Origin of the sequence: Sorangium sp. So ce1036, assembly GCF_051369805.1 — a bacterium.
Taxonomy (GTDB): Bacteria; Myxococcota_A; Polyangia; order Polyangiales; family Polyangiaceae; genus Sorangium; species Sorangium cellulosum_F.
On record NZ_JBBMOX010000001.1, the window covers coordinates 9,376,361 to 9,398,449 of the forward strand.

Annotated in this window: 20 protein-coding genes and 1 pseudogene; 9 read left to right on the top strand and 12 right to left on the bottom strand. The window is 71.1% G+C overall.

Going from position 1 to position 22,089, the window contains the following annotated elements:
• Positions 1–60 precede the first annotated feature (60 nt).
• A complete protein-coding gene (locus WMF31_RS35215) occupies positions 61–534 on the bottom strand; it encodes a M48 family metallopeptidase (RefSeq protein WP_436606635.1) in 474 nt (157 codons plus the stop codon).
• A pseudogene (locus WMF31_RS35220) lies at positions 458–847 on the bottom strand (type I restriction-modification system subunit M N-terminal domain-containing protein); the annotation flags it as partial. The pseudogene WMF31_RS35220 and the gene WMF31_RS35215, both read right to left, overlap by 77 nt.
• Before the next feature lie 781 nt (positions 848–1,628).
• Between WMF31_RS35220 and WMF31_RS35225 the strand changes: the two are divergent.
• The 3 genes from WMF31_RS35225 (at position 1,629) to WMF31_RS35235 (ending at position 3,376) form a co-directional block, all read left to right on the top strand.
• Positions 1,629–1,946, top strand: a complete 318-nt coding sequence (locus WMF31_RS35225) for a DUF4258 domain-containing protein (protein ID WP_436606135.1) — start codon at positions 1,629–1,631, stop codon at positions 1,944–1,946.
• A gap of 11 nt (positions 1,947–1,957) precedes the next feature.
• The gene (locus WMF31_RS35230) at positions 1,958–2,149 is read left to right on the top strand and encodes a YgiT-type zinc finger protein (RefSeq protein ID WP_436606136.1); all 192 of its coding nucleotides are present in this window, start codon (positions 1,958–1,960) and stop codon (positions 2,147–2,149) included.
• Between the two features lie 165 nt (positions 2,150–2,314).
• Positions 2,315–3,376: a DUF1835 domain-containing protein gene (locus tag WMF31_RS35235; RefSeq protein ID WP_436606137.1), complete on the top strand. Its 1,062-nt coding sequence runs from the start codon at positions 2,315–2,317 to the stop codon at positions 3,374–3,376.
• A 64-nt stretch (positions 3,377–3,440) separates the two neighbouring features.
• Here the strand turns inward: WMF31_RS35235 and WMF31_RS35240 are convergent, their stop codons facing one another.
• Positions 3,441–5,222 (bottom strand): hypothetical protein, encoded by a 1,782-nt coding sequence (locus WMF31_RS35240; RefSeq protein ID WP_436606138.1) that lies wholly within the window; start codon positions 5,220–5,222, stop codon positions 3,441–3,443.
• Between the two features lie 121 nt (positions 5,223–5,343).
• Between WMF31_RS35240 and WMF31_RS35245 the strand changes: the two genes are divergently transcribed.
• Complete coding sequence (locus WMF31_RS35245; RefSeq protein ID WP_436606139.1) at positions 5,344–6,177, top strand: formylglycine-generating enzyme family protein; 834 nt, start codon at positions 5,344–5,346, stop codon at positions 6,175–6,177.
• 25 nt (positions 6,178–6,202) lie between these two features.
• On the opposite strand, the gene WMF31_RS35250 is transcribed toward WMF31_RS35245, so the two are convergent.
• From WMF31_RS35250 to WMF31_RS35260, 3 genes are all read right to left on the bottom strand, one after another.
• Complete coding sequence (locus WMF31_RS35250; RefSeq protein WP_436606140.1) at positions 6,203–10,105, bottom strand: RHS repeat-associated core domain-containing protein; 3,903 nt, start codon at positions 10,103–10,105, stop codon at positions 6,203–6,205.
• Positions 10,106–10,137: 32 nt separating this feature from the next.
• Positions 10,138–10,377: a hypothetical protein gene (locus WMF31_RS35255; protein WP_165372982.1), complete on the bottom strand. Its 240-nt coding sequence runs from the start codon at positions 10,375–10,377 to the stop codon at positions 10,138–10,140.
• A gap of 288 nt (positions 10,378–10,665) precedes the next feature.
• Positions 10,666–11,682, bottom strand: a complete 1,017-nt coding sequence (locus WMF31_RS35260) for a hypothetical protein (protein WP_436606141.1) — start codon at positions 11,680–11,682, stop codon at positions 10,666–10,668.
• 980 nt (positions 11,683–12,662) lie between these two features.
• On the opposite strand from WMF31_RS35260, the gene WMF31_RS35265 reads away from it, so the two are divergent.
• Together WMF31_RS35265 and WMF31_RS35270 are read left to right on the top strand one after the other, a co-directional pair.
• A complete protein-coding gene (locus tag WMF31_RS35265) occupies positions 12,663–13,724 on the top strand; it encodes an IS1 family transposase (protein WP_436606142.1) in 1,062 nt (353 codons plus the stop codon).
• A 104-nt stretch (positions 13,725–13,828) separates the two neighbouring features.
• Positions 13,829–14,662 carry a DUF3800 domain-containing protein gene (locus tag WMF31_RS35270; protein ID WP_436606143.1) on the top strand — a complete coding sequence of 278 codons (834 nt, stop codon included), beginning with the start codon at positions 13,829–13,831 and terminating at the stop codon, positions 14,660–14,662.
• Between the two features lie 334 nt (positions 14,663–14,996).
• Here WMF31_RS35270 and WMF31_RS35275 read toward each other — a convergent pair whose 3' ends face one another.
• From WMF31_RS35275 to WMF31_RS35300, 6 genes are all read right to left on the bottom strand, one after another.
• A complete protein-coding gene (locus WMF31_RS35275; RefSeq protein ID WP_436606144.1) occupies positions 14,997–15,302 on the bottom strand; it encodes an STAS-like domain-containing protein in 306 nt (101 codons plus the stop codon).
• Positions 15,303–15,304: 2 nt separating this feature from the next.
• Positions 15,305–16,234, bottom strand: a complete 930-nt coding sequence (locus WMF31_RS35280) for an STAS domain-containing protein (protein ID WP_436606145.1) — start codon at positions 16,232–16,234, stop codon at positions 15,305–15,307.
• A 179-nt stretch (positions 16,235–16,413) separates the two neighbouring features.
• On the bottom strand, positions 16,414–16,677 hold the full coding sequence (locus WMF31_RS35285; RefSeq protein ID WP_436606146.1) for a hypothetical protein: 264 nt from the start codon (positions 16,675–16,677) through the stop codon (positions 16,414–16,416).
• Positions 16,678–16,688: 11 nt separating this feature from the next.
• A complete protein-coding gene (locus WMF31_RS35290; RefSeq protein WP_436606147.1) occupies positions 16,689–17,234 on the bottom strand; it encodes an RNA polymerase sigma factor in 546 nt (181 codons plus the stop codon).
• The gene (locus WMF31_RS35295) at positions 17,231–17,572 is read right to left on the bottom strand and encodes a transcriptional regulator (protein WP_436606148.1); all 342 of its coding nucleotides are present in this window, start codon (positions 17,570–17,572) and stop codon (positions 17,231–17,233) included. The genes WMF31_RS35290 and WMF31_RS35295 overlap by 4 nt, the downstream gene beginning before the upstream one ends.
• A 152-nt stretch (positions 17,573–17,724) precedes the next feature.
• Entirely contained in the window at positions 17,725–18,021 is a 297-nt protein-coding gene (locus WMF31_RS35300; protein WP_436606149.1) for a hypothetical protein, read from the bottom strand.
• A gap of 106 nt (positions 18,022–18,127) precedes the next feature.
• Here WMF31_RS35300 and WMF31_RS35305 point away from each other — a divergent pair, with 106 nt between their 5' ends.
• The 3 genes from WMF31_RS35305 (at position 18,128) to WMF31_RS35315 (ending at position 21,831) form a co-directional block, all read left to right on the top strand.
• Positions 18,128–19,402, top strand: a complete 1,275-nt coding sequence (locus WMF31_RS35305) for an RNA polymerase sigma factor (RefSeq protein WP_436606150.1) — start codon at positions 18,128–18,130, stop codon at positions 19,400–19,402.
• A 104-nt stretch (positions 19,403–19,506) separates the two neighbouring features.
• Entirely contained in the window at positions 19,507–20,535 is a 1,029-nt protein-coding gene (locus WMF31_RS35310; RefSeq protein WP_436606151.1) for a hypothetical protein, read from the top strand.
• 141 nt (positions 20,536–20,676) lie between these two features.
• Positions 20,677–21,831 (top strand): hypothetical protein, encoded by a 1,155-nt coding sequence (locus WMF31_RS35315; RefSeq protein ID WP_436606152.1) that lies wholly within the window; start codon positions 20,677–20,679, stop codon positions 21,829–21,831.
• The last annotated feature ends 258 nt before the right edge of the window (positions 21,832–22,089 follow it).

Sequence of the window (22,089 nt, forward strand, 5' to 3'; positions counted from 1 at the left end):
GAGAGGGGTCGACCACCGGGCGCGACCGCGTCAGCACAGCAGCGCTGGCCCGCTCTGGCGTCACCACAGCAGCGCTGGCCCGAGCTCCGCCAGGCGGGCCCGCCGCGCCTCGTAGTCGGGCATCACCCGGCCGAGCGCGGCCCAGAACTCCCGCCCGTGGTGATCGTGAATCAGGTGCGCGAGCTCGTGGGCGAGCACGTAATCGACAAGCGTCCTCGGCGCCTGCACGATGCGCCAGTTGATCCGGAGGACGCCGCGGGAGCAGCTCCCCCAGCGCTTCGCCTGGTCGGTCACGACGAGGCGCTGGAACGACACGCCGAGCTTCTGCGCCCAGGGCGCCGCCCACCCGGGCAGGCGCTCCGTCGCCCGCCGCCGGTACCAGTCGAGCAGCGCCGCCCGCGCGTACGCGCCGCGGTGCTCGGGCGCGAGGCCCCGCGGGAGCGGCAGCTCCAGCCAGCTCCCGGTGCCCCGTGTCGCCGAGCTTCCGCTCGTCGTTGAAGTCGATCCCTTTGAGCACCCCTTCGAGCTGCGGATTCGCCTCTTCCAGCGCCGACGCCGCCTTGTTGAGCGCCTCCCCGACGTGGTTCGCGACCTTCTGCAGCTCCGACCACCGGGCCCGCTTCGGCACGAAGAAGTCGTGCTCGTCGGGGTCCTCGGGGTTCGCGTTCGGCACGCCCCTGGGCGCCGCGACCTCCTCGTCGAACCGGTCGCTCAGGCGCTTCAGGAAGAGGAGCCCGAAGATGAAGTTCTTGTAATCGCTCGAGTCGATCGACCCCCGCAGGATGTCCGCGGCCGACCAGAGATGCCGTTCGAGCCGGTCGATCGTCAGCTTCTCCCCGAGGGCCAGCTCGACCTGCTCGGGCGCCGCCCGCCCCGCCCCGTTCGCCCGCGCGGGCGCCGGCGGCTCCGACGCCTTCCCCCCGGCGAGCCGCGCGACCAGCACGGCCTTCTCGCGGCCGCCGTCGTCGAGGCGCAGCGCCCGGCAGAGCTCCTTCAGCCGGTCCCGCGAGTACGACGGCAGCACCGCGGCCAGCGTGGCCTTCCTGGAGCCCGCCACGGCCTCCACCAGCTTCTCCTTGCTCCGCCGGTCCGTGACCTGGACATCGAACGCGGCGGCGATCGCGATCAGCTCGTCGCGGGTGAGGTGTTCGAGAACGGTTCGCTTCTGCACCATCGGCACGATGCGACGTTACGCGGGCTGGACGGAACGGATCAAGCCGACGGCGCGGCGGCGGGCGTCGACGACCGCGGGTCACGGGCGGCGGGCGGCGGGCGGCGGACGATGTGCGCCGGGGCCGCTGCCCGTGGGATGCCCCGCCCGGGTCAGCGGGGCCTGGCCGGTGGCGTCGAGGCGCACGCCGGCGGGTGGCGTCGAGGCGCACGCCGGCGGGTGGCGTCGAGGCGCACGCCGGCGGGCGCGGCGCCGGGTACCCCGACCTGGATCGGGTCGTTGCCGGCCACGCCCGCCGGCCACGCCCCCCGCCGCGCCGCGGCGTCCTCGATCGGCCCCGCGGCCCCGGCAGGCATCCGGAACGTCGGCCGTGTGCAGCGTGCGGGCCCCGGACGACCTCGGCGTGGAGCATCCACGAGGCTTCGGGCATACTACCGCAGGAAGGGGGTCCAGCGTGGTGGATACCAGCGTTCTCGACCAGGTCCGAGCGGCGGCGGCGAAGAGGCTTCTCTTTCTCCCGCACGCGGTGCGCCAGATGAGCCCGTCCGGCCGGATGATCTCGCCTGCCGAGCTCCACGCTGCGATCATGGCGGGCGAGCTGATCGAGGACTACCCGGAGGACGTGCGCGGCCATAGCTGCCTGCTGCTGGGCTCCGGGGACAGCGGCCGTCCCGTTCACGTCGTCTGCGCGCCCAAGCCGGATTACCTGGCCATCCTCACGGCCTACATCCCCCATCCCGATCAGTGGTCCACCGGCTTCAGGCAGAGGAAGTGATCATGCAGTGCATGCGCTGTCGAGGCGAGATGAGGCGCTCCCACGCTCCGTTCAGCGTGGACCGCAACGGCTATCACGTGCGCTGGGACGCGATCCCCGCATGGGTGTGCGAGCAATGCGGCGAGCCCTGCTTCGAGGCGGCCGAGGTCGCGCGCATCCAGCGCGCCCTCGACGCCCTCGATCGCGAGACCGAGGCGGCGTGATCGGCCCTCCCGGGGCGGCTTGCGAGGGGCGTGAGCCGGCCGAGCTTGCGGTGAGGTTCCTGCATCCCGAGGATGTTCCCCGGAAGACCCGGGCCGGCGGGCCCGCCGGAGCGCAGGCCCCCTGAGCGACGACCCGGCGACGAGCCTGGGGGGACATCATTGACCATGGCAAAATCCAACCTCCTCCGCGCGGCGACTCATGTTGCCTTCGACACGCCCACGACAGAGCGTCTGGTGCAACTCGGCGCGATGAGCGTCGTGCGTGCGTCCGACTGCCTGATCATCGGACCGAGCCGCCGGGATCCGAACGAGCACACCCGGGCGCGTGAGGTGTGGCGTTCCTCGTTCGAAGGACCTTCGGATGTCGATGATTCCGGCGAGAAGTGGGATCGGCTCACCTCGTCGGACGTCTCCTGGAAGCCGCCGGTCGTCTTGTGGGTATCATCGAGCCTTCACGAACGGGTGAACCTGTGGAGGGCATGTAGCTGGTTGCGCCATCTCGGGATCGCGCACCACGACGTCCTCGTCCTCGATCTTGAGCCAGCTCCACCCTCGAGCGCGGCCAGCCAGGAGGTCTTGGCTCGTCCGTTTACCTGTTCCGAGTCGGTGTCGGACCACCCGGACGAGATCCTGCTGGCCCGTCTCGACGAGGCGCAACCATGGTCGGCCGAACGCTACGATCATGCCGTCCGCCTCTGGGATGGCTACGTCGATGAGGACCCCCTGCCGTTCGTCGAGCGCTGCATCGCTGGTGTCGAAGGATTCGTGGAGCTGGCCCCCTTGTGGACGCTCCTATCGCGCTTCTTCCCGAGGAAGACGGCACAAGGAGGGCTTCGTCTCAGCAGACTTGACGAGATCGTCTTCACGCTCCTCTCGTCTGAGTGGCAGACCGCCTTGGCCTTGGCGGTCCATGAATCGGAGACGCGAATGCACCTGTGGCATCTCCTCTCCTGCACGGGCGATCTGTTCTTGCCACAGCGGCTGGAACGCTGGGCAGACCATGATTCGAGCGCGGCCGTGGAGCGCGCGCCCGGTCCGAAGCCGCGCAATTCTGGTTACCCCTTGCTCTCGGAGGTGTATCGTCTCACCGAGCGTGGGACGCGGCTCCGAGACGAGGGGCTCGATCAGCTCACGGACGCGCCGGGCCTGCCGGTCGCCGGGACCGAGGCATACTCGGCTTCAGCCCCCTGGGTGCTGCTCGACGAGGGACGGCTCGCTCGTTTGTAAGGCCCGTCTGTGTCGCCTGCCGGGGCGGCACCGGCTGGATGTCTGCAAGGCTCGCCTTCGGCGCTCACCCGTTCGACGCCAGGAGCTCGGCGACGACCCTGGCCCGCAGACGGAGGAATCTTCGCCGCTCTTCACCAGCGGCGAGCTCGCAGCCGAGGACGGCGAGCGCGCGCGAGGACGGCGGCAGGGGCTCCCCCTCGGAGGGGAGCAACAGCGCTGCCCGCTCCAGCACCGCTCCGCGAAGCTCCGTGCATGCGCTGGCCAGCGCGCGCAGGCCGAGCAGCGCCGCGGCCGCGCTCCAGTCGTCCGTGCCGGCGAGCAGCGAGCAGAGGCGTTCCTTTCGCACGAGGGGCGGCTCGGGCCCAAGGGCGGTCAGGACGGCCGCCGCGACCTGGAACGCATGGACCCACAACACCGGCTCGTGATCGCGAGACGGCGGCGCAGGCGGGTGCGCCATGGCATCGACCAGGCGCGCTGCGCTGGCCAGGTCGAACGTGGAGGAGATCTCGAGCGCTCGCGCGCACCACGCGTCCCACGCGAACGCGCTGCAGGCGAGCTCGCGCACGCCGTCGATCACCGCGTCTGGAGGGCGGGGTACGGCCGGGACCAGCCCGCCGGCGTCCGACCGCCAGAGCGGACCGGGCCGCAGAGGCGCGCCGTCATGGTCGACGAGGAGCTGGCCGTCGCGGCCAGAGATCGCGAGTTGCTGCGAAAACGCGATGCGCGCCGACGGGGCCAGCGGTCGGTCCGCGCGCACGCGGACGCGGAGCCTGGCCGGCGAGCTCGCGGCCTGCTCAGCGGCGCTCCGGATGACCCGGACCACCGGATCCACCGGATCGGCGAGGCGTGTCCCATACGCCGACAGATCCGCCTGCAGCGCGCGCGCCCGCGGGTGCTCGGCCAGGGACCGCGCATTCGCCAGGAGGTCCGCGCCGCAGGGGGTCCCGGCGGCCAGCGCCCGGGCATACGCGAGGGAGACCTCCGCCCAGACCGACGAGGCGTCCAGCGCGAGCGCGCGCGCGTACGCGTCGGCGGCCGCGTCGACGCGCCCGTCCGCGAGGTGCGTGTCGCCGAGATCGAGGAGGATCGCCGGCTCGCGAGGCCGCGCGTCGCGGGCGCGCTCGAGCCACCGCGCGCGCGCGCCGAGATCGCCGCGATCTCCGCAGATCGAGGCCCGCTCGACGGCGAGCTCCCAGCCCGGGCTCTCCCCCGCTTCGGCGAGGCGCGCCGCCGCGTCCTCGCCCCGACCGAGCGCGCGCAGCACGCGGGACTGCGCGGCGAGCAGGCGCTCGCTCGGCGGATGCCGCGCCTGCACCCGCTCCGCGACGACGAGCGCGGCCTCGAGGTTCCCGCGCGCTCCCGGGGAGAGCGGGCGACCGCGCGTGGCCTCCGCGAGCGAGAGCAAGGCCTCCACGACCGTCTCCGGGGCGACGCGACGCGCGGCCTTCGCGGTCGCGAGCCACGCCGGGGCCCACGGCACGAACGGCGTGTCAGGGCTGAACGCGGCCGCATTGAACAGCGCGCGGAGGGCCTCGTCGAAGCGCTCGAGGCGCGCGAGCGCCCGCGCCCGCGCCGCGCACAGGCCGAAGAAGGCGCCCTCCGCCGGCAGCGCGAACACCTCGAGGGGCGCGCGCGCCTTCGCGATCACCTCGTCGAGCAGGCGGAGGTGCGGCTCGTGGAGCGGGCGCAGCGCCACGGCCACGGACGCCTGCTGCGCGGCCTGGCGATAATCCTTCTGCCTCAGCGCCCAGCGCGCCGCGACGGCGAAGTCCTCGTCGCTCGGATCGTCGATGGTGTCGCCCCACTCTTGAGGCGGGCCGCCGGGGCCACCGAGCGAGCGTTTCATGAGAAGAACGAGCCCGTGAGGGGAATGGCACGCATCGCGCCGACCGCGTATCACATCCACGGTTAGGACGGAAGCAATGCGCACCTGGACACCGCGGCACGTTTCTCATAAAGAAATGACCATGATCAAGGAATTGCTGGAGGACGTCACCGCGTTTGCGCGCCTCGGCATCGAGGAGCGGAAGAGCCTTGGCCGATCCATCGCCGCCGCCCTCGGCGACGGGTGGAGCGCCGATGACCCGGCGGAGGATCTCGACGCGCTGCCCCTCGCGCACCAGCCCACGGGCCTTTCGTTCGTGGTGGTGCCGGGGGGCGCCTTCGAGATGGGATTGACCGAGGACGACCTCGCCGAGCTGCGCACCACCATGGGCGAGGCGTGGGACGACGACATCGCCGCGAGCCTGGAGCGCGACGCCGCGCGGCTGCGCCCGGTCCGTCGCGTCCAGGTGAGGCCGTTCCTCGTCGCGCGGGGCTACTTGCAGGCAGAGGAGGTCGAGCGGCTCTCTGGAGGACGATTCCAGGGCGACTACTGCTATCGCCTGGGATGGGGCGACGCCCGGCAGCTCGCGGCCTCGCAAGGGTTCCGCCTGGCCTCGGAGGCCGAGCTCGAGTGGCTGGCGCGCGACGGCGGGCGCTCGCGGTTCACGCTCGACGCCGCGCGCAAGCTCGAGGAGATCGAGGGCGACTCGGAGCTGCTGCGATCCCGGTTCGGCGTGCTCGACCTGTTCGAGACGCAGTGGGCGGAGGACGACTACCACCCGTCCTACGAAGGGGCGCCGGACACCTCCGTCCCGTGGATGAACGGCGCCGGCACGGGCGTCGCACGCGGGCTCTCCCGGCCCGAGTACGTGGAAGAGCCACACCAGATCACGGGCCTGCTGGCGGCGCTGCGCACGAACGAGACGCAGAAAGAGGCGTGCGTCCGCTTCGCGCGGGATCTACCCAGCCGCGGTTGAGGCCGTCCGTGACGCGCGGAGCCGGCTATCTGCTCTTTGCCTGCGTGTAGGTCTTGTGCGCGCCGGCAGGCTTGTTCACGCCCCAGTAGGTCGACGGATCCGTGTACACCTGCCCGGCCTGCGGCGAGAAGCCGGGTGTGAGCCCGTAGTTCGCGTACCCGCCCTGCCGGAGGTGCTGCGCGGACGCCCCCGACGAGAACTCCAGCCCCACGCTTCCTGGCCTGGTCTTCCCGTCATACGTGATCGAGTTCCCGTTCCCCCAGTCGTAGGTGATCTTGGATCCCGTCTCCTGGGCGGTGCGCATCATCGCGCCATGGCAGTTCGGGCAAGGTGGGAGGCTGCCTGAGAGGCTGTAGGTGCCGCCCTTCGCCCCGCTGTTGAGCAGGTCGTAGCACCATTTCTGCTCGCTGTGACCCAGGTGGCCAGAGGAGTGCGAGAGCTCCGTCGGGCAGTTCTGCGAGCACTTCGAATCGTACTGGACCGGGCTCCTGTTCGTCGCGTGCGTGGCGCTCCCGGCAGGAAAACCTGTCACGGTGGTGAAGTGCGTCCACCCCATGGGGTCGACCCACGCGACAGGGTTGGGGCCGTACGCATACAGGCGCAGGCCCCCCTCGAGGAGCGTCGGATCCGGGCTGATGTAGCGCCCCGTGTCGGGGTCGTAGTAGCGGTAGCGGTTGTAGTGAAGGCCGGTCTCCGGGTCCTCCACCTGGCCCAGGAAGCGGAACGGGGTCGCCGCCGCCCCGCGCGTCGCGCGGGCCCGCCCGAAGAGGGTCCGCTCGACCTTCCCCACGCGGCGGCCGGACGGGTGGACGAGATCGAGCGGGGCCCCGTTCACGTCGGTCACGTAGTGGACCCAGCCCCCGTCCTCCCGGTGACCTGCCGGCGGGAGGCCGTCATTCTCGTCGAACAGGTAGGTCCGCGTCTGCTCGGGCCTGCCGCTGCTGTCGATCTTCACGTCGTGGACCATCGCGAGGAGGTCCCACACGTAGTGGTGCTGCTCGACGACCTGTCCGTCACGCAGGGTGCGCTTCGCGAGGCGCCGCGCGAACGCATCGTACGCGAACTCGACGCGGGTACCGTCCGGCCGCACCACCGCCCGGAGCAGGCTCCACGCGTCCCACTCGAACCGGGTGACCTCGGGCGGCGAGGCGCCCTGCGCGGCGCGGCGCTTCTCGACGAGGCGACCGCGGCTGTCGTAAACGTAGCTGAGCTCCCCGCGCTGGAGGAGCTGCCCTCCCCGGCCGTACACACGGCGCGGCGCCGTCGGACCGGCCTCATGATAGCTCTCGCAGGCGTCGACCTGGAACGTGAGGCGCGCTCCGCCCGCCGTCTGCCTCACGACGTGCCGCCGGGTATCGTACGTGATTTCGAGGTCCTCGCCGTCCGAGGAGATCACCTTGCAGACCTCGTCGACCGGCGTGTAATCGAACTGTCGCTCCAGGGCGCCGGGCGGGCTGCGCCCGACCCACGCCGGCTCCCCGGGACCGACCGCCGGGGGGGGATCAGCGGGCCCCACGATCCTCTGACCGCGCAGCCGGCGCTCCGCATCGTAGGAGAAGAGCACGGCGCCGCCGCCCGAGAAGTCGCGTCGGACCGCCATTCCCAGCGGGTCACGCCCTATGGCCACGACGCGCTCGTCCTTCGTCCACAGCTCGGTCACCGCGCCCGCGGCGTCGCGGCGCACGCGGAGCGCGTGACCGAGCGACGTCTGGACGCCGTCGCGAGCCCCGGCCCGATCGCGCGTGGAGGAGACGACGTAGGTCGCGCCGCCGACCTGCAGCTCCTCCCGGAGGATCTTGCCCGTCGGGTCGCGGCGCCACGTGAACGCGACGCCGTCCGAGGTCGCGCGCTCGAGCTCGCCGCGCGCGTTGTACTCGTAGGTGCGCGTCGAGCCGTCCGGCGCCTCTTCCTTGACGATCTGGCCGAGCCGGTCGAGCGTGAGCTCCCGCTTCCCGTCCCCCTCGTCGATCCACACCACGCGCCCGAGCCGGTCGTGTCCATACCTGGTCTCCCGGCCGAGGAAATCGGTCTCGGCGATGACGAGCCCGCTCGGGCCGTACTCGAACCGATGCTCCTCTCCGAGCTCGTTCTGGAGGACGAGCGGCCAGCCCTCGCGGTTGTAGAGGACACGCACCTCGCTCCGGTCCGGGCGGACGATGCGGCAGAGCCAGTTGAGCCCGCCGTACTCGGCCGACTCGCTGGTTCCATCGGGGTAGATCTCGCGGACCAGGTTCCCCATCGCGTCGTACTCGCGCGTGGTCCTGCGTCCCAGGCTGTCGGCGATGGCGGTGATCCGGCCCGAGCTCGAGTAGGAGTACCACCGCGTGTTGCCGAGCGGGTCCCGCTCGCTCAGCCGCCGCCCCCAGTAGTCGTACGTGAACGTGAACCGGCCCCCCGTCGCGGTCGTGTGGGCGAGCACGTTGCCGTGCGCGTCGTGCTCGTAGAGGCGGCGGGCGCCGCGGGGATCGATGATCTCGGCGACGAGCGAGCGCGAATCCAGCACGAAGGAGGTCGTCGCGCCGTTCTGGTCCGTGATCGCCTCGATCTCACCGGCCGTGTTACGGCGGAGGGTGACGGCGCCGCCCGCCGGGTCGACGAGCTCGATCGGGCGCCCGGCCCCGTCGCGCCGGGTGATCGTCTGACGTCCCTCGGGATCGATCTCCGCCACGATCTCGTTGAGCTCGTCGTACTGGTACGACCAGGTGGCCTCGGTGGGATCGGTCTGGGATGTGACGCGGCCGAGCCCGTCGAACGTGCGCGTGGTCACGCCGCCGCGCGCATCGACGGCCTTGGCGATCGTGTCCCCGGGCCCGGCGAAGAAGCGCTGGAGGCGCACCGAGTCGACCACCTCGGAGTAATCGCCGTCGTACTCGAAGCGGCAATGATAGATCCCACGAGCTCGCGTGCGGCCGTCCCGGAGCACCTCGGGCAATCCGTCCGCGAGGGCGGGATCGCGCCCGTCCGGGTAGGCGCCCCAGGTCTCGACGCAGCGCCCGTGCCGGTCGTAGACGAAATGGAAGACGATACCGTTCGGGTACTCGAGGCGAGTGAGGCAGTGGTCGTCGTCGTAGGCGAAGCGGGTGGTGTGGCCGTCCGCGTCCGCCGCCGCGACCAGGTCGCCCCGGTCGTCATACGCGTAACGAGCGAAGACGAGGGCCCGGCCCTGCGGATCGGGCACGGAGATGCTCTCGATGCGTCCACCCGGTCTCCCGTGGAAGACGACGACTCGGCCGACGGTGTCGATGGCGCGCGAGAGCCGCCCCCGCTCGTACTGGAGCCAGATGCGCCCGCGCCCCCGGTACGCGATGGAATGGAGGACGTGGACCTTCGAGCCCGGCTCGACGGGCCGAAAGAAGTGCACGAACTCGTTCCCGGGTCGGATTGCGTAGCCTTCCTCCTCGCGGAAGACGCCCCAGGGGCCGAGGCGCGCCTCCTCGCCCGGCCTCGCCGGGCGGGGTAGCTCCACGCGCCGCCCATCCCCCGTGCGCACGACGACGGAGGAGCGCCGCTCCTCGAGGGTCCAGGCCAGGCTGTGGGTCCACCCGAAGCCGATGCCGACGTCGACCGCGCGCCGATCCGAGCTGTAAGAGCGGAGGATCGAGAGGTTGAAGAGGCCTGGCAGGAACAGGTCTGTCTTCGGGACTGTGAAGGCGCGGCCCGTGGAGACGTCCACCGGGTCACCGCGCGCGATGGAGTGCCCGCAGTTGGTGCATCCGCCGTTCTGGCCCTGGCCGCATGCGCCGGCCCCCTTGCCGCCGCCGTCGGCGCCGTCGCCGCCATTGGCGCCGTTGCCGCCCTGCCCGTCGCCGTTGCCGTTGCCGTTCCCCTTGCCGCCGCCGCCGCCGCCTCCCCCGCCGCCCATGATGAAGACGCCGGGGTTCATGCCGGGGATTGCCGGGATGTTCGGCACGGGTGCTGTGCGCGCCATGGCGTGGAGGATCGCCGTGCCGGGGCGCTCCGTCAATACGCGGCATCGGGTCGGCCGCTGTGCGAGCTCGGCAGACTTCGATGTGTCCCGGAGCGGTCGCCGCCACGGCGCCGCGACCGGCGCGCTCTCGGCAGCACCTCGCCGCGCGGCGCCGCCGCGCGCACGAGGCTCCAGTCGCGCAGCGCCCGCGCCGCGCGGATCGACGCGGCCGGCGGCGCGATCTCGCCCGCCGCGCCCGGGAGATCGGTGTTCCAGAGCACCGAACAGGCCAAGAGCGCCTCTCAAGACCTCCCGTCGCCAGGCAGCCGATGGCGGGCGCGTCGCGTCGTTGCTCCTCGTCGCCCTGCTTCAGTAGGGCTCCTCGTCGCGCCTAGCGCTGCCCCCACCCTCGGCTGCCTGGCTCGGTCCGGTATTGTTCGGCGCTCTAAAACCACGAGGGAATGAGAGGGATTTGAACCACAGGGGCGCAGAGGGCACAGAGAGAAGAGTTTATTTTTTTCTCTCCTCTGTGTTCTCTGTACCTCTCTGTGGTTATGTCGGAGCCTAATCCGATCGATACGCTAGCCGGCGGGCGCTCCCTCCGGTGCCGCCTGCGCCCCCGCGCCGTTCGGTGCGGTGACGGGCGCTGCGCCGGCGGCGTTCGCTGGCGTGGCCGCGCCCGGCGCCGCTGGCGTGGCCGCGCCCGGCGCCGCTGGCGTGGCCGCGCCCGGCGCCGCTGGCGTGGCCGCGCCCGGCGCCGCTGGCGTGGCCGCGCCGTCCGGCGCCGCGGTGTCCTCCGGCGCCGCGGCGGTGTCGCTGGACGACGCCGCGCGGCCGCCGCGGCCCTTGTAGAGCGACGGCGCGATCGCGTCGGCGTCGCCCTCGTCCCAGCGCAGGTAGGCGACGGCGCGGCGGGTCTGGTCGTAGGCGTGCACGAGCAGCGCGAACGCGCGCGCCCGCCGGTCCGCGGCCTCGGTCGGGCCGGGCCCCTTGCCATGCTCCCTCACGCCGAGGGCGGCGAGGATCTGCGGCCCGATCTCCCCGGCGCGCTTCACCTCGGCCTCGGTCGCCGCGGTCCTGCCCGCGATCTCGGGCCAGCTCGCGCTGAACAGCGCCGAGAGCGCCACGAGGTCGTTCGCCGTGTCGATGTGCCCCTGGCCCGCGCGGATCTCCGCGACCCTCTCCGCGTCGAGCAGGCCGCGGCGGGCGAGCGCCTCGGCGTCGCCGAGCAGGTTCTCGCGCAGCGGGACCGCCTCCGCGAGGAGCGGCTTCAGCGCGCTCTCGGCGCCCTCGCTGGACAGCCACAGGAGGTGCGCATACCAGGCCGCGAGCGCGTAGATCTCGAGCCGGTCGAGCAGCGCGACCTGGTGCTTTTGCAGCTGCTCGGCGACGGCGGGGCGGAGCGCGAGGAGGCCGGGCAGCACGCCGAGCACCTGGGAGACCGCGCGAGGGATGTCGAGGTTGATGGTGATGAGTCGGTCCGGGCTCAACGCCTCGATCTCGGGGAGGATCGTGTCGAACGCCTCCGCGGCTTGCGGCGGGGCCGCAGGCTTCTGGGGAGCTGGCTTTTTCTTGATCGGAGCAGAAGGCTTGGCCATGAGGGGAACACCTCTCGTTGGTGTCCTCGCCGGACGGCGAGAGGACATGAGACGGCGTCTCCCCTGCCCCCCGGCGCTGGACGTGTTGAAAGCGTCCGGCGCGCGCCGGACGTTCCGGCCAGGAGTAGTCAGCCATTTTGATGGGTCAATGGATCGAGCAAGGAACCGACGCGGCGCCGGCGGATGTCGTGATCGTGCGACGAGGCAGCGTGGCTGCACGGAAACACCGTTGCCGGTCCCGGCAGGGCAGCGCGGCTGCTCGGGTAACACCGCTCCCGGTCCGGGGTGGGCAGCTCGGCTGCTCGGACAACACCGTTTCCGGTCCGCGGTGGGCAGCCCAGCTGCTCGGAGGCGCACCGTTGCCGGTCCGGGGTGGGCAGCTCGGCTGCCTGGGCAACACCGTTGCCGGTCCGCGGTGGGCAGCCCAGCTGCTCGGAGGCGCACCGTTGCCGGTCCGGGGTGGGCAGCTCGGCTGCCTGGGCAACACCGTTGCCGGTCCGCGGTGGGCAGCTCGGCTGCCTGGGCGACACCGTTGCCGGTCCGGGGTGGGCAGCTCGGCTGGTAGTGCTCAATTTTGAGCAATGGGCCCCGGACGAGCTTGACGGCCGCCCCGGCCCATGAGCCGCCCCGTACCGCGCCCCCCTCCTCCTCGTCCCACCCATCCACAGCACATGAGCCGCACGCGCGCACGGTGGCCCTTCCACGGGCGCCGCGCGCGGCGGTGCGCGCCAGCAACCGACAGCACGAAAGACCCATTAAAACAGCCGTAATCGCGTTCTGCGGCTATGACAGCGCGTGTCCTATCTGCGTCGAAACACCGAGAAAACTAGGTGTTTCGTGCTATCTTGCAGGGTACTTAGCAAAGCGCCCCGCCTCGGCTGGAACCCGAGACGGGGCTGCGGAACACCGGACGGTGGCCCGTCCAGCGCACGTCGCAAGGCGCAGCATGAGGCCACGCCCGGGGGAAGGCAAGGCCCTGCATGGCACACGTGCTGCCGCTGGCGAAGCGTGTCGAGGTCGTCGCGCATCTTGTCGAGGGAGCGGGCATCCGGCCCACGTCGAGGCTCACCGGCGTGAGCCAGCCGGCGATCCTGTCGCTGCTGCTCCGCGTCGGCGAGGGCTGCGAGCGGCTGCACAACCGGCTCGTGCGCGACGTCGACTGCCGGGTGGTGCAGGTCGACGAAATCTGGAGCTACGTCCAGAAGAAGCAGGCGCGCGTGAAGCCGGGCGACTCGCCCGAGGTCGGCGAGGCGTACGTCTTCGTCGGCATGGCGAGCGCGTCGAAGCTCATCATCAGCTACCGCGTGGGGAAGCGGGACGACGAGAACACCGCCGCGTTCATCGAGGACCTCCGGGCCCGGCTGGTCACCGTCCCGCAGCTCTACAGCGACGGATGGGCGCCCTACGTCGCCGCGGTCGGGTCGTCGTTCGCGGGCAGTGTCGACTACGCCCAGGTCGTCAAGCACTACAACCGGAAGCCCCGCCGGGACGACGATCACCGCTACGAGCCCCCGCGGGACCCGTTCATCACGAAGACGCCGGTCTTCGGCGTGCCCGACATGAAGCGCGCCAGCACGAGCCACGTGGAGCGGCAGAACCTGACGATCCGGATGCACATCCGCCGGTTCACCCGGCTATGCAACGGCTTCAGCAAGCGCCTGCCGCACCACAAGGCGGCCGTCGCGCTGCACATGGCGTTCTACAACTTCTGCCGGCCCCATGAGGCGCTCCGCGTCACGCCCGCCATGGAGGCCGGGCTGGCCGACCACGTGTGGAGCGTGGAGGAGCTCGTCACGGCGGCACTTGCCGAGGCGCCCACGGAGCCGCCTAAGCCCAAGGCGCTCAAGCTGCCCGAGCCGCCCGCGGGAGCGCCCACGGCGCCCGCCAGGGCCCTGCCGAACGGCCGCGGGTTCCTCCGGCTCGTCGGGAGCGCGCCGGCTGCTCCTGTGGCGCCTACGGAGCCGCCGTCGTCAGAGCCGCCGCCCGCGCCGGGGCCGAGGCGCATGATGCAGCTCAGCCTGTTCGGCGACGAGACGTCGTGAGCCCCCCCGGTGACTGCTCCGCCATCTGCCACATGAGACCCCCTGCTGCTATGCTACCCTGGCGCTGCTTGGTCTCGGCTGGAGGCTCCGCGATGTCTTTGCAAATGTTCTACGTAGACGAGTCATTTGACGAACGGAAGTTCTGCCTGACGGCAATGTGGATAAAGCATCGCGAGTGGAGGGCCTGCTTTGATGCCATCAGAGAGTACCGCATAGAGCTGAAGAACACATACGGCATACGGGTTCGCAAGGAACTCCACGCCAGAGAGCTTGTCGCAGGCAGAGGGGACCTCGGCAGCGGCAACGTCTTGACCAAGTGGCAGCGATCACGCATCTTCCTCGGGGTTCTTCGCCTGCTCAGCAAAATGCCGGTTCGGCTGATGAACGTCTGCATGGACGTCGAGCGCCACGGGGCGACCACTCACATGGTTGCCTGGGACAGGCTCGTCAACCGGATCGAGCGGACCATGAAGGCGATCGACGACGAAGAAGCAGTCAACCGCAAGCAGATCGCCATGGTCGCTGAGACGCGCCTTCCGAAAGATGTTCTATCCGAAATGAAGGCGCGCTTGGACGCGTTCGCGTGCCGAGCGCTGATCATATCGGACGAGGGACACGAGAAAGACATCACTGGGGCGCTCAGGCGCATGCATGTATACAACCCGATCCCATCGAAGTTTGGTGCGTGGGAAACAGGAGATCGCCTCAAGAGCATCACCACAGATCGAATTATCGAGGATCCGATCTTTCGTCGCTCGGCAACATCTCCACTTCTTCAGTTGGTTGACTGCGCTTCATACGCCTTGCTCAAGCGCGAAACAGAGCCGACGAAGCACATCAAGAAGTACAACATCCACAAGATGTTCGACGCGGCCCTGCCGCCGCTGTGCTTCCGAAAAGCGTCGTCGAACGATCCGCTTGGAATCGTTCGAGCCTGATTGTAACCGCAAGCCAAAAAAAAGGGCCACGTGGTGGCCCGAGCAAAATCGGATTCTCGCCCCGGGGGGCGAGGCCGATTCTGCATCGCTGGTACTATCACCGACATTTTGTCCGGTCAAGTAGAACTGAACCGCGGTGCAGGTCGCCGGGCAGCGGAGGCATGCCGAACGCCGGGGACGCGTGCCGCAGAGGCGGCCTGGACGGCAATCTACCCGCGCGCGTAGATAGCCGGCGTGCCTCCAGCGCCCGCTAACACCGACCGATGGGCCCGACATGGCCATGCCGCGGTCCGGTCGCCCGGCCTACAGGCGGACCCGAGAGTAAGGGATGAACCTACCCATGGGCGCGGCGCGACCGCGACCCGATGACATAGCGCAGCACACTGTTCAGGTCGGGCGGAACATTCCGGAATCTTACCGCTCCGATGAACGCGTCCAGGCCGCGCCGCTCCGCCAACTTCCCGAAACACTCGTCAGCGAAAGAGTGCGACATCGTGGAAACCCCGGCGGCGTCCAGAACCACCGGCCCTTCGCCGGCATCGATCTTTCGTTCGATCTCCGTGCGAATACGCATTCCAAGAATGCGCGTCCCCAGCATGCTGCCGAAGTCAGCCAGCTTGACGACCGTCTCGGAGCTCACGATCACCTGAACAGTGTATCAAGATCGCTGTCGTTGTCAACGCGCAACTTGTCGTATATGTGCTGGGTAGCAAACGGCCTGGTTGTGTTGATGCGAGCGGCGACGACTGCGCCAGGCCATCTGGGGCCAGGGTCGCCGGCGAACGAGTTGCCGTTCATTATTCCGACCGCCCCGTCGTCAGAGCAAATCCACATCAGTCCACCGTTGTGCCTCACCGCCTCGGACGTGACAAATAGTCCGAGCCCACGGTTGAACGAAGGGTTGGACGTTACTTCCGGCTCAAGAGCAAGCGTTATAGCGCCGGTGGCGTCTGCGAACCTGTTGTGTAGGCTCGGGTTTCGCCTCATGCTCTGATAGAAGCCGACTCCACAGTCTACGATCGCGAACTCTATTTCGTGTAATTGCGGGCAGCTCTGTGCACACACCAACGCAGTCGAGCTGCTGTGGTGAAAGACATTGTCCACCATCTCCGCCAAGCTACAAAACAGCGCACTCTTAGCATCGGACGCTAGGCCGCAACCGGCGCCGATAATGTTGGCGATCTCGCTGCATATGTCGTGCCCATCCTTGTCAGATGCGACTTCAATCAACTCACGGAATCTGGTGCCGGCGTCGTGCCGCTTGAAGCTGTACGTGTCGAGCGCGGGGAATCTCGCGGTGGCGTAGAAGTCGAGGCGCTGCATGTACTCATGCACGCTTTGCTTCTGTGGACGCTTGAGAGTCACTCGGACGCCGTAGTTGCCTGCGTCGCACAGCGCTGCTGCGAGCACAGCCATCCCGGTAGGCGTGACGAACTCCACATCCGTCAGGTCAACCTCGACATCTTTGCTGACGCGCTTGCCGGCATGTGACCGCAGTGGCCACAGCGCCGCGATGAGCCTGCGCAGAGAGTGGATCCTTAGTTGACTCGGCGGCTTTACGATCTCGGCCATGGCGTGGATCGTGGCGTACCACACGGTGCGCTCGCGGCAACGATGACGCGGTGCGCCGCGAGGGCCCCTGTGTCATCGGCGGCGGCTGCTGCGCTCATGAGCCGCGAGTCGCCCTACCCGCCGTCCTCGGCCATCTGTGCCATCACGACGATCTCCCGCAGGGCCTCGCCCGGGTGCGCCTACTCCCGACGCACGTGCGCGGCATCCAGCGCGTCGAGCACCTTCATGGCGCCGATCGCCTGCTGGAAGTGCTCCCAGGCGCGCGGCTTGCGCTTGCGGGAACGGGCGGCACGGACGCCGAGGTCGAGCACGGCACGCCAGAGCGCCCGCGGGTCCCACGGTCGGACGCCGGGAAGCCCGTCGAGCACGCCGCTCTCTTCGGCGATGCTGGAAAGGTCGTCCCGGGTGAGGCGCGGCGCACAGCCATCCGGGCGCCGCTTCAAGGCGCGGGGCCTCACCGGCGCCTCCGGAGCTTGCGAGCAAGGCGGGTCCGCGCGAGCCGCATCCGGCTGGATGCCGTGCCGAGCGGGATGCCCAGCTTGGCGGCGATCTCGGTCGGCCCGTGGCCGAGCGCGGCGAGGATGAGCACCTCGCGCGCCCAGAACGGCAGCTCCCACATCCCGAGCAGCGCGCACTCGGCGTCGAGGCGGTCGCCCGGGTCGGCCGTGTCGCGCGGCTCGGACGCCACGCTCCAAGGTTCGGCGACGAGCACCTCCCTGCGACGGAAGGCGCGGTCGCGGTAGTGGCTCGCGTAGTTGAGGCACACGCCGAACAGCCAGCGCTGGATCGCGTCCCTGGCGTCTCGCGCAGGGTCCGGCCGGTAGCGTCCAGCCTCGGAACTCGTCCACGCCCCGGTCATCACGTCCTGGCACACATCGTCGACATCGACGGCGCGCACACCGAGACCGCGCAGGACGCCGCGGATGAACGGCGCCTGCTCGGCGATTTCGGCGATGCTCAGGACGCGAGCGGGGCCAGCGCGGTGGCCCCGCCGGCTCATGGGGCACCCCGGCGAGCGCCGCAGTGGGGGCACTTGTCGGCCGCAACGGGCCGACCGAGAAGCCGCTCGACGGTGGTCCCGGCAACGCGGGCAGCCTTCAACGCAAGTCCGTGCGTCGTCGTCGGGTGCGAGCCGTGCACGAAGTTGGTCAGGGTCGTCTTGGGGACGCCCATCGCGTCGGCGAGGCAGGCCCAGGTGCCGAAGAGCCCGCGCATGTGGCGCAGGGCGGCGCGGAGGCGCATCGCCTCCGCATCGGTCAGGGACGTGGAACGGGGACCGCGGCGCGCGGGCGCACCTTCGCCTTGCAGCCCGGCTGGCTGCTGGATAAGTGTGAGCATGTCGGACTCCGGTTAGGTCGGGGTTCGGCCACGCTCCCCGGGTGGTTGCAGCCACCGCGGGGAGCTCTTCCTTGCCGCCGACCCTACGGGCCGAGATCGCCGTTCGCCACGTAAATCAGGCTATTTTGAGCATTGCGCCTGAAAGTTGAGCATCACCGCTCGGCTGCCTGGGCGACACCGTTGCCGGTCCGCGGTGGGCAGCCCAGTTGCAGCAGCTCGCTCACCAGATCCTCCCGCAGCGCGCGGCGGCGGGACGCGATCACCTCCTCCAGGTAGACCCGCATCTGCTGGACGGTCCCGCGAATGGCGTCCGCGATCGCCTCCTCGGGCTCGACCGGGCCGATGAGGGCGAAGAGCCCGACCCACCGCCTGGGCAGCTCGGCTGGGCCTGCGACCGCGGGCGGCGAGCCGGCGCGTCTCCGTTTCCTGCACCGGGCGGTGCATTTCACAAACGGACCCGGAGAGCTCCGCGCAATTCTGGTTATGAGCGAACTCTCTCCCTCCACCGGAGGCCCTTCCCGCGACCGTATCTGGACTTCTGTTCATGCAGCCGCGGTGGAGATCCTCCCCGACGCACTTCGGCTCCTGGGAGTCGCCGAGCCCGACCTCGACGACCTGGTCCAGGAGATCCTGCTCGCGGCCTACGAGAGCCTGGATCGGTTCGATCCCACCTCCCCCGCCTCCACCAGGACGCCGCCGCCGCACGAGGCCGTCTCCGCCGGCCCTCCGCCGCACCGGGAACTCCGCTGCCAGCACCGCAGCGCGGAGGCCCGATGGGTGTTCGGCATCGCCTGGCGGAAGGTCAGCCATCACCTGAACCGCGCCTACCGCCGCCGCGAGGTCCCGAGCGGCCTGCACCCCGCGCCCCACGGCCAGCCCGTCGATCTCGCGCCGAGCAGCGAGGAGCGCATCGCGGCGCGCGAGCGGCTGGAGCTCGCGATCGAGGTGCTCGGCACGCTCGCCCCCGAGCGGCGGATCCTCCTCGTCCTGCACGAGGCCTACGAGGTGCCGATCGTCGAGATCGCGCGCGCGCTCGGCATCAACTACAACACCGCCTGCACTCGCCTGCGCCTCGCCCGCGAGGACTACCGCGCCGCCGTCGCGCGGCTGCGCCCGGAGCAGCGGCAGGCGCTGCGCGCGAGCTGGCTCCTCTTCCCGCTTTCGTCCGGCTTCCTGGCGCACGACGACGGCGAGAGCCCCTCGGCGCCGGCGGCCTCCCCGCCTCCAGCGCCCGCGCCGCCTGTCCCGCCCGCGCCGGCCCCGCCCGCGCCGCTGGCCGCGCCCACGCCGCCCGCGCCGTCCGCGCCGCCGGCGGCGCGGCGGAGGCCTGGCCCGATCGGCGTCGCCCTCGGGTCTGCCGCGGCGGGCGTCGCCGGAACCCTGGCCGTGATGCTCGCCCTCGCGCCGCCGAAAGCGGCCTGGGCTCGCCGCTTCGGGCCGGTGCTGCCCGAGCTGCTGCCCGCGCGCAGCGCCTGCCCTGCAGCGACCCCGCCGCAGCGGACGACGGAGCCGGCGCCCGTCGCTCCGGCGACCGAGGCGCTCCACCGCCCGTGCCCTGCCGCTCCGCGGGCGGCGCCGCCGGCCGGCCAGCGGGACGACGCCTTCGCCGAGGAGCTGCGGCTGCTCGACGTGGCGCGGGAGCACCTCTCCGCCGGTGACGCCGCCGCGGCGCTCCGGCAGCTCGCCGCGCACGAGGCCCGCTTTCCCGTGGGCCGGCTGAAGTCCGTACGGGAGCAGCTTCGCGCGGTCGCCCGGATGCGCCTCGCCCCTCCGGCGCAGAGCACGCTGGGACCGGCGCAGAGCGCGTCGGGAGGAGCGCCGTCGCGATGAGCGGGCTCAGGGCTGGACAGGGGCCCGGCGCACCTCCGGCGCCGCGTGTCGCCCGCTCGCGAACGGGCGCGGGACGCCCGGCGCGCGCCGCCGCCGCGGCGGCCGTGATCCTGCTTCGTGGCGCGGAGACGCATGCCGCGCCGGAGCCGCCCCGGGCCGGGATGCGCCTCGAGGTGGTGCGAGGCCCCGGCGCCGAGGGCTGCCCCGACGAGACGTTCCTGCGCGCGGAGGTCGCGCGCGGGCTCGGCGCCGACCCGTTCCAGGACGACGCGCCGCGGGCGCTCACGGTCCGCATCGCCCGGGAGGGGCCGGAGCACACGGCCTCGATGGCGCTGCGTGACGCCCAGGGAGAGACCCACTGGGCCGAGGGGTTCAGCACGCGGAGCGGCTGCGAGGAGCTGCTCTCCGGCGTGGCCCTCGCCGTGGTGGCGCAGCTCCTGAGCGCGCCGGAGCAGGCTTCCGCGCCGCCCGAGCGCTCGCCGCCGCCGGTGCCCTCGCCGAGATCCGAGCCTCCCGGGGCGCCCGCGCCACCGCCGTCGGCGCAGCGCGCGGCGCCGAAACCGTCCCTGCCGGCCGAGCTGCCGCAGGCGCCCGCCGGGCCGGCGGAGGCGCCGGCCTCGCCGGAGCGGCTGCGGCTCGAAGCGGGCCTCGGAGCGATCCTCGGACTCGGGCTCACGCCCGGGGCCGCGGCCGGGATGACGCTCGCCGTGGGCGTCCGCCGGTCCGACTGGTCGATCGCGCTGGAGGGGCGGGGGCTCGTCTCCCTGGCGCAGGAGGAGGCAGGGGTGTCCCTCGGCACGAGGGCCTACACGACGGCTTCCATCGCCTGTCTTCGCGGGCGCCGGCTGTTCGGCTGCGGAGTCGCCACGCTCGGCGTCGTCCGGTTCGTCCCCAAGATCCCATGGAACATCATTTCACCCACCCAGCCGACGCTCGGGCTTGGCACACGGCTCGGCAGCGAGTGGCCTCTCTCGGATCGCTGGTCCGCGCACGGGTATGCCGAAGTGGTCTGGATCGTGGCCGACGCGGTGCTCCGGCGCCGAGTCGAGAGCAGCGACACGCCTGGGCCCCTCACCTGGTCGTCCCCCCCACTTGGGGCCGCGATCGGGGTCGGTGTCACGACGGCGTACTGAACGAGCTCGTACAACCATGGAACCTCTTTCACTGCAATTGTTGAGAAATTTCAGATGGAATCAGCAATGAGCCACGAATCCAGCTCTCTCGTCATCGATGCATGTTGTCCGCACGGCGCACCGTCGGGTAGCTTCCCCGGCATGCGCATCTTCTCCCGTATGGTCGTGGGGTTATCGTCGTTGTTCTTGCTGGCGGGCTGCTCTGGCGACGCCATCATCACCGGTCCCTGTCAACCGAGCGAGTATGGCTACCCGGCGTGCCCCTATCCCGACGCGGGCACCGGGGATGGGGGTGAAGGCGGGGGTGGCGGGGAAGGCGGCGCCGGAGGTGCCGGCGGAGCGGGCGGCGGCGGCGACGAGCGCGCCTGCGCCGGCGACTGTGTCCCACCGGCGCCGCTCGGCTGGTTCGGCCCGGCGCTGCTCTGGTACGGCCCGCCGGACCAGGCGCCCGACTGCCCCGCCGCCGCGCCGAACGTCGGCTACGAGGGGTTCGCCGACCTCGTGCCGGAGCCGCTCGCCTGCGCGACCTGCCTGTGCGACCCGCCGGCACCGGAGACGGCCTCGTGCCAGCTCCCGCTGGGCTGGTCGGCGCACGCGGCGATGTGCCCCGGCGATGCCCCCGAGACCCTCGCGACGACCTTCGCCGCGCCCGAGGCCTGGGACGGCGCCTGCACCGCCGCGAACGCGATCCCCGCGGACCAGGACTGCGGGGGACAGCCGTGCGTCCAGTCGCTCTCCATCGACGCCCCGACCGTGACGGTGGCCGGCGCATGCACGCCCAGGGTGGACGAGCCGCCGGTGCCGGCGCTCCTCGATCCCTGGCGGACCCGGGCGCTCGCCTGCCTGCCCGGCGCCTACACCGAGTGCCCGGGCGACCGGAGCACCTGCATGCCGTCGCCCGACCAGCCCGGGGTCCCGCCGCCCGGCGGCTTCCTGACGTGCATCTTCCACGAGGGCGACGTGACGTGCGGCGAGCCCTACCTGGTCAAGCACGTCTTCCACGGCGGCATCGACGACACGCGCGGCTGCTCGCCGTGCGGCTGCGGGGAGCCGGAGGGCGCGTCGTGCACCATCATGGCCTCGGTCTACAGCGACGGGGCGTGCGGGGAGCTGCTCGCGTCGAACGTCGTGAGCTCGACGACGCCGTTCTGCGGGGTCACGCCGCCCGGCGTCGCCCTCGGCAGCAAGTCGGCGGAGGTCGTGGCCGTGGATCCCGGCGGCTGCGCCCCGAGCGGCGGCGAGCCGATCGGCGAGATGCTGCCGGCCGAGCCGTCGACGTTCTGCTGCCTGGCCTAGGGTCCGCGAGAAGCGCAGGCGATCATCGCCTCGCGCTCGGCAGCAACTCCACCTGATCCGCGAGCTCTCCGCGCTCCTCCTTGCGGAGGGCCGCGATCAGGACGCCTGCGAGCGGCCGCACCAGGTATCCGTTGCTCGCGACGTCCCAGACATCACGCGCGTGCGTTGGTGAGCTCGACGCGCTCGCTCGCGAGGCCCGATCGCGACCACGCGCACGGATTCATCGAGGGCTGACAGCCTTTCCTGTATCCTCCTGCC

Excerpts from the sequence above, each read along its gene's own strand:
- WMF31_RS35250 (WP_436606140.1), bottom strand. The coding sequence starts at position 10,105 with ATGGCGCGCACAGCACCCGTGCCGAACATCCCGGCAATCCCCGGCATG.
- WMF31_RS35280 (WP_436606145.1), bottom strand. The coding sequence starts at position 16,234 with ATGGCCGAGATCGTAAAGCCGCCGAGTCAACTAAGGATCCACTCTCTG.
- WMF31_RS35260 (WP_436606141.1), bottom strand. The coding sequence starts at position 11,682 with ATGGCCAAGCCTTCTGCTCCGATCAAGAAAAAGCCAGCTCCCCAGAAG.
- WMF31_RS35295 (WP_436606148.1), bottom strand. The coding sequence starts at position 17,572 with ATGCTCACACTTATCCAGCAGCCAGCCGGGCTGCAAGGCGAAGGTGCG.
- WMF31_RS35265 (WP_436606142.1), top strand. The coding sequence starts at position 12,663 with ATGGCACACGTGCTGCCGCTGGCGAAGCGTGTCGAGGTCGTCGCGCAT.
- WMF31_RS35315 (WP_436606152.1), top strand. The coding sequence starts at position 20,677 with ATGCGCATCTTCTCCCGTATGGTCGTGGGGTTATCGTCGTTGTTCTTG.
- WMF31_RS35235 (WP_436606137.1), top strand. The coding sequence starts at position 2,315 with ATGGCAAAATCCAACCTCCTCCGCGCGGCGACTCATGTTGCCTTCGAC.
- WMF31_RS35245 (WP_436606139.1), top strand. The coding sequence starts at position 5,344 with ATGATCAAGGAATTGCTGGAGGACGTCACCGCGTTTGCGCGCCTCGGC.
- WMF31_RS35270 (WP_436606143.1), top strand. The coding sequence starts at position 13,829 with ATGTTCTACGTAGACGAGTCATTTGACGAACGGAAGTTCTGCCTGACG.
- WMF31_RS35240 (WP_436606138.1), bottom strand. The coding sequence starts at position 5,222 with ATGAAACGCTCGCTCGGTGGCCCCGGCGGCCCGCCTCAAGAGTGGGGC.
- WMF31_RS35290 (WP_436606147.1), bottom strand. The coding sequence starts at position 17,234 with ATGAGCCGGCGGGGCCACCGCGCTGGCCCCGCTCGCGTCCTGAGCATC.
- WMF31_RS35230 (WP_436606136.1), top strand. The coding sequence starts at position 1,958 with ATGCGCTGTCGAGGCGAGATGAGGCGCTCCCACGCTCCGTTCAGCGTG.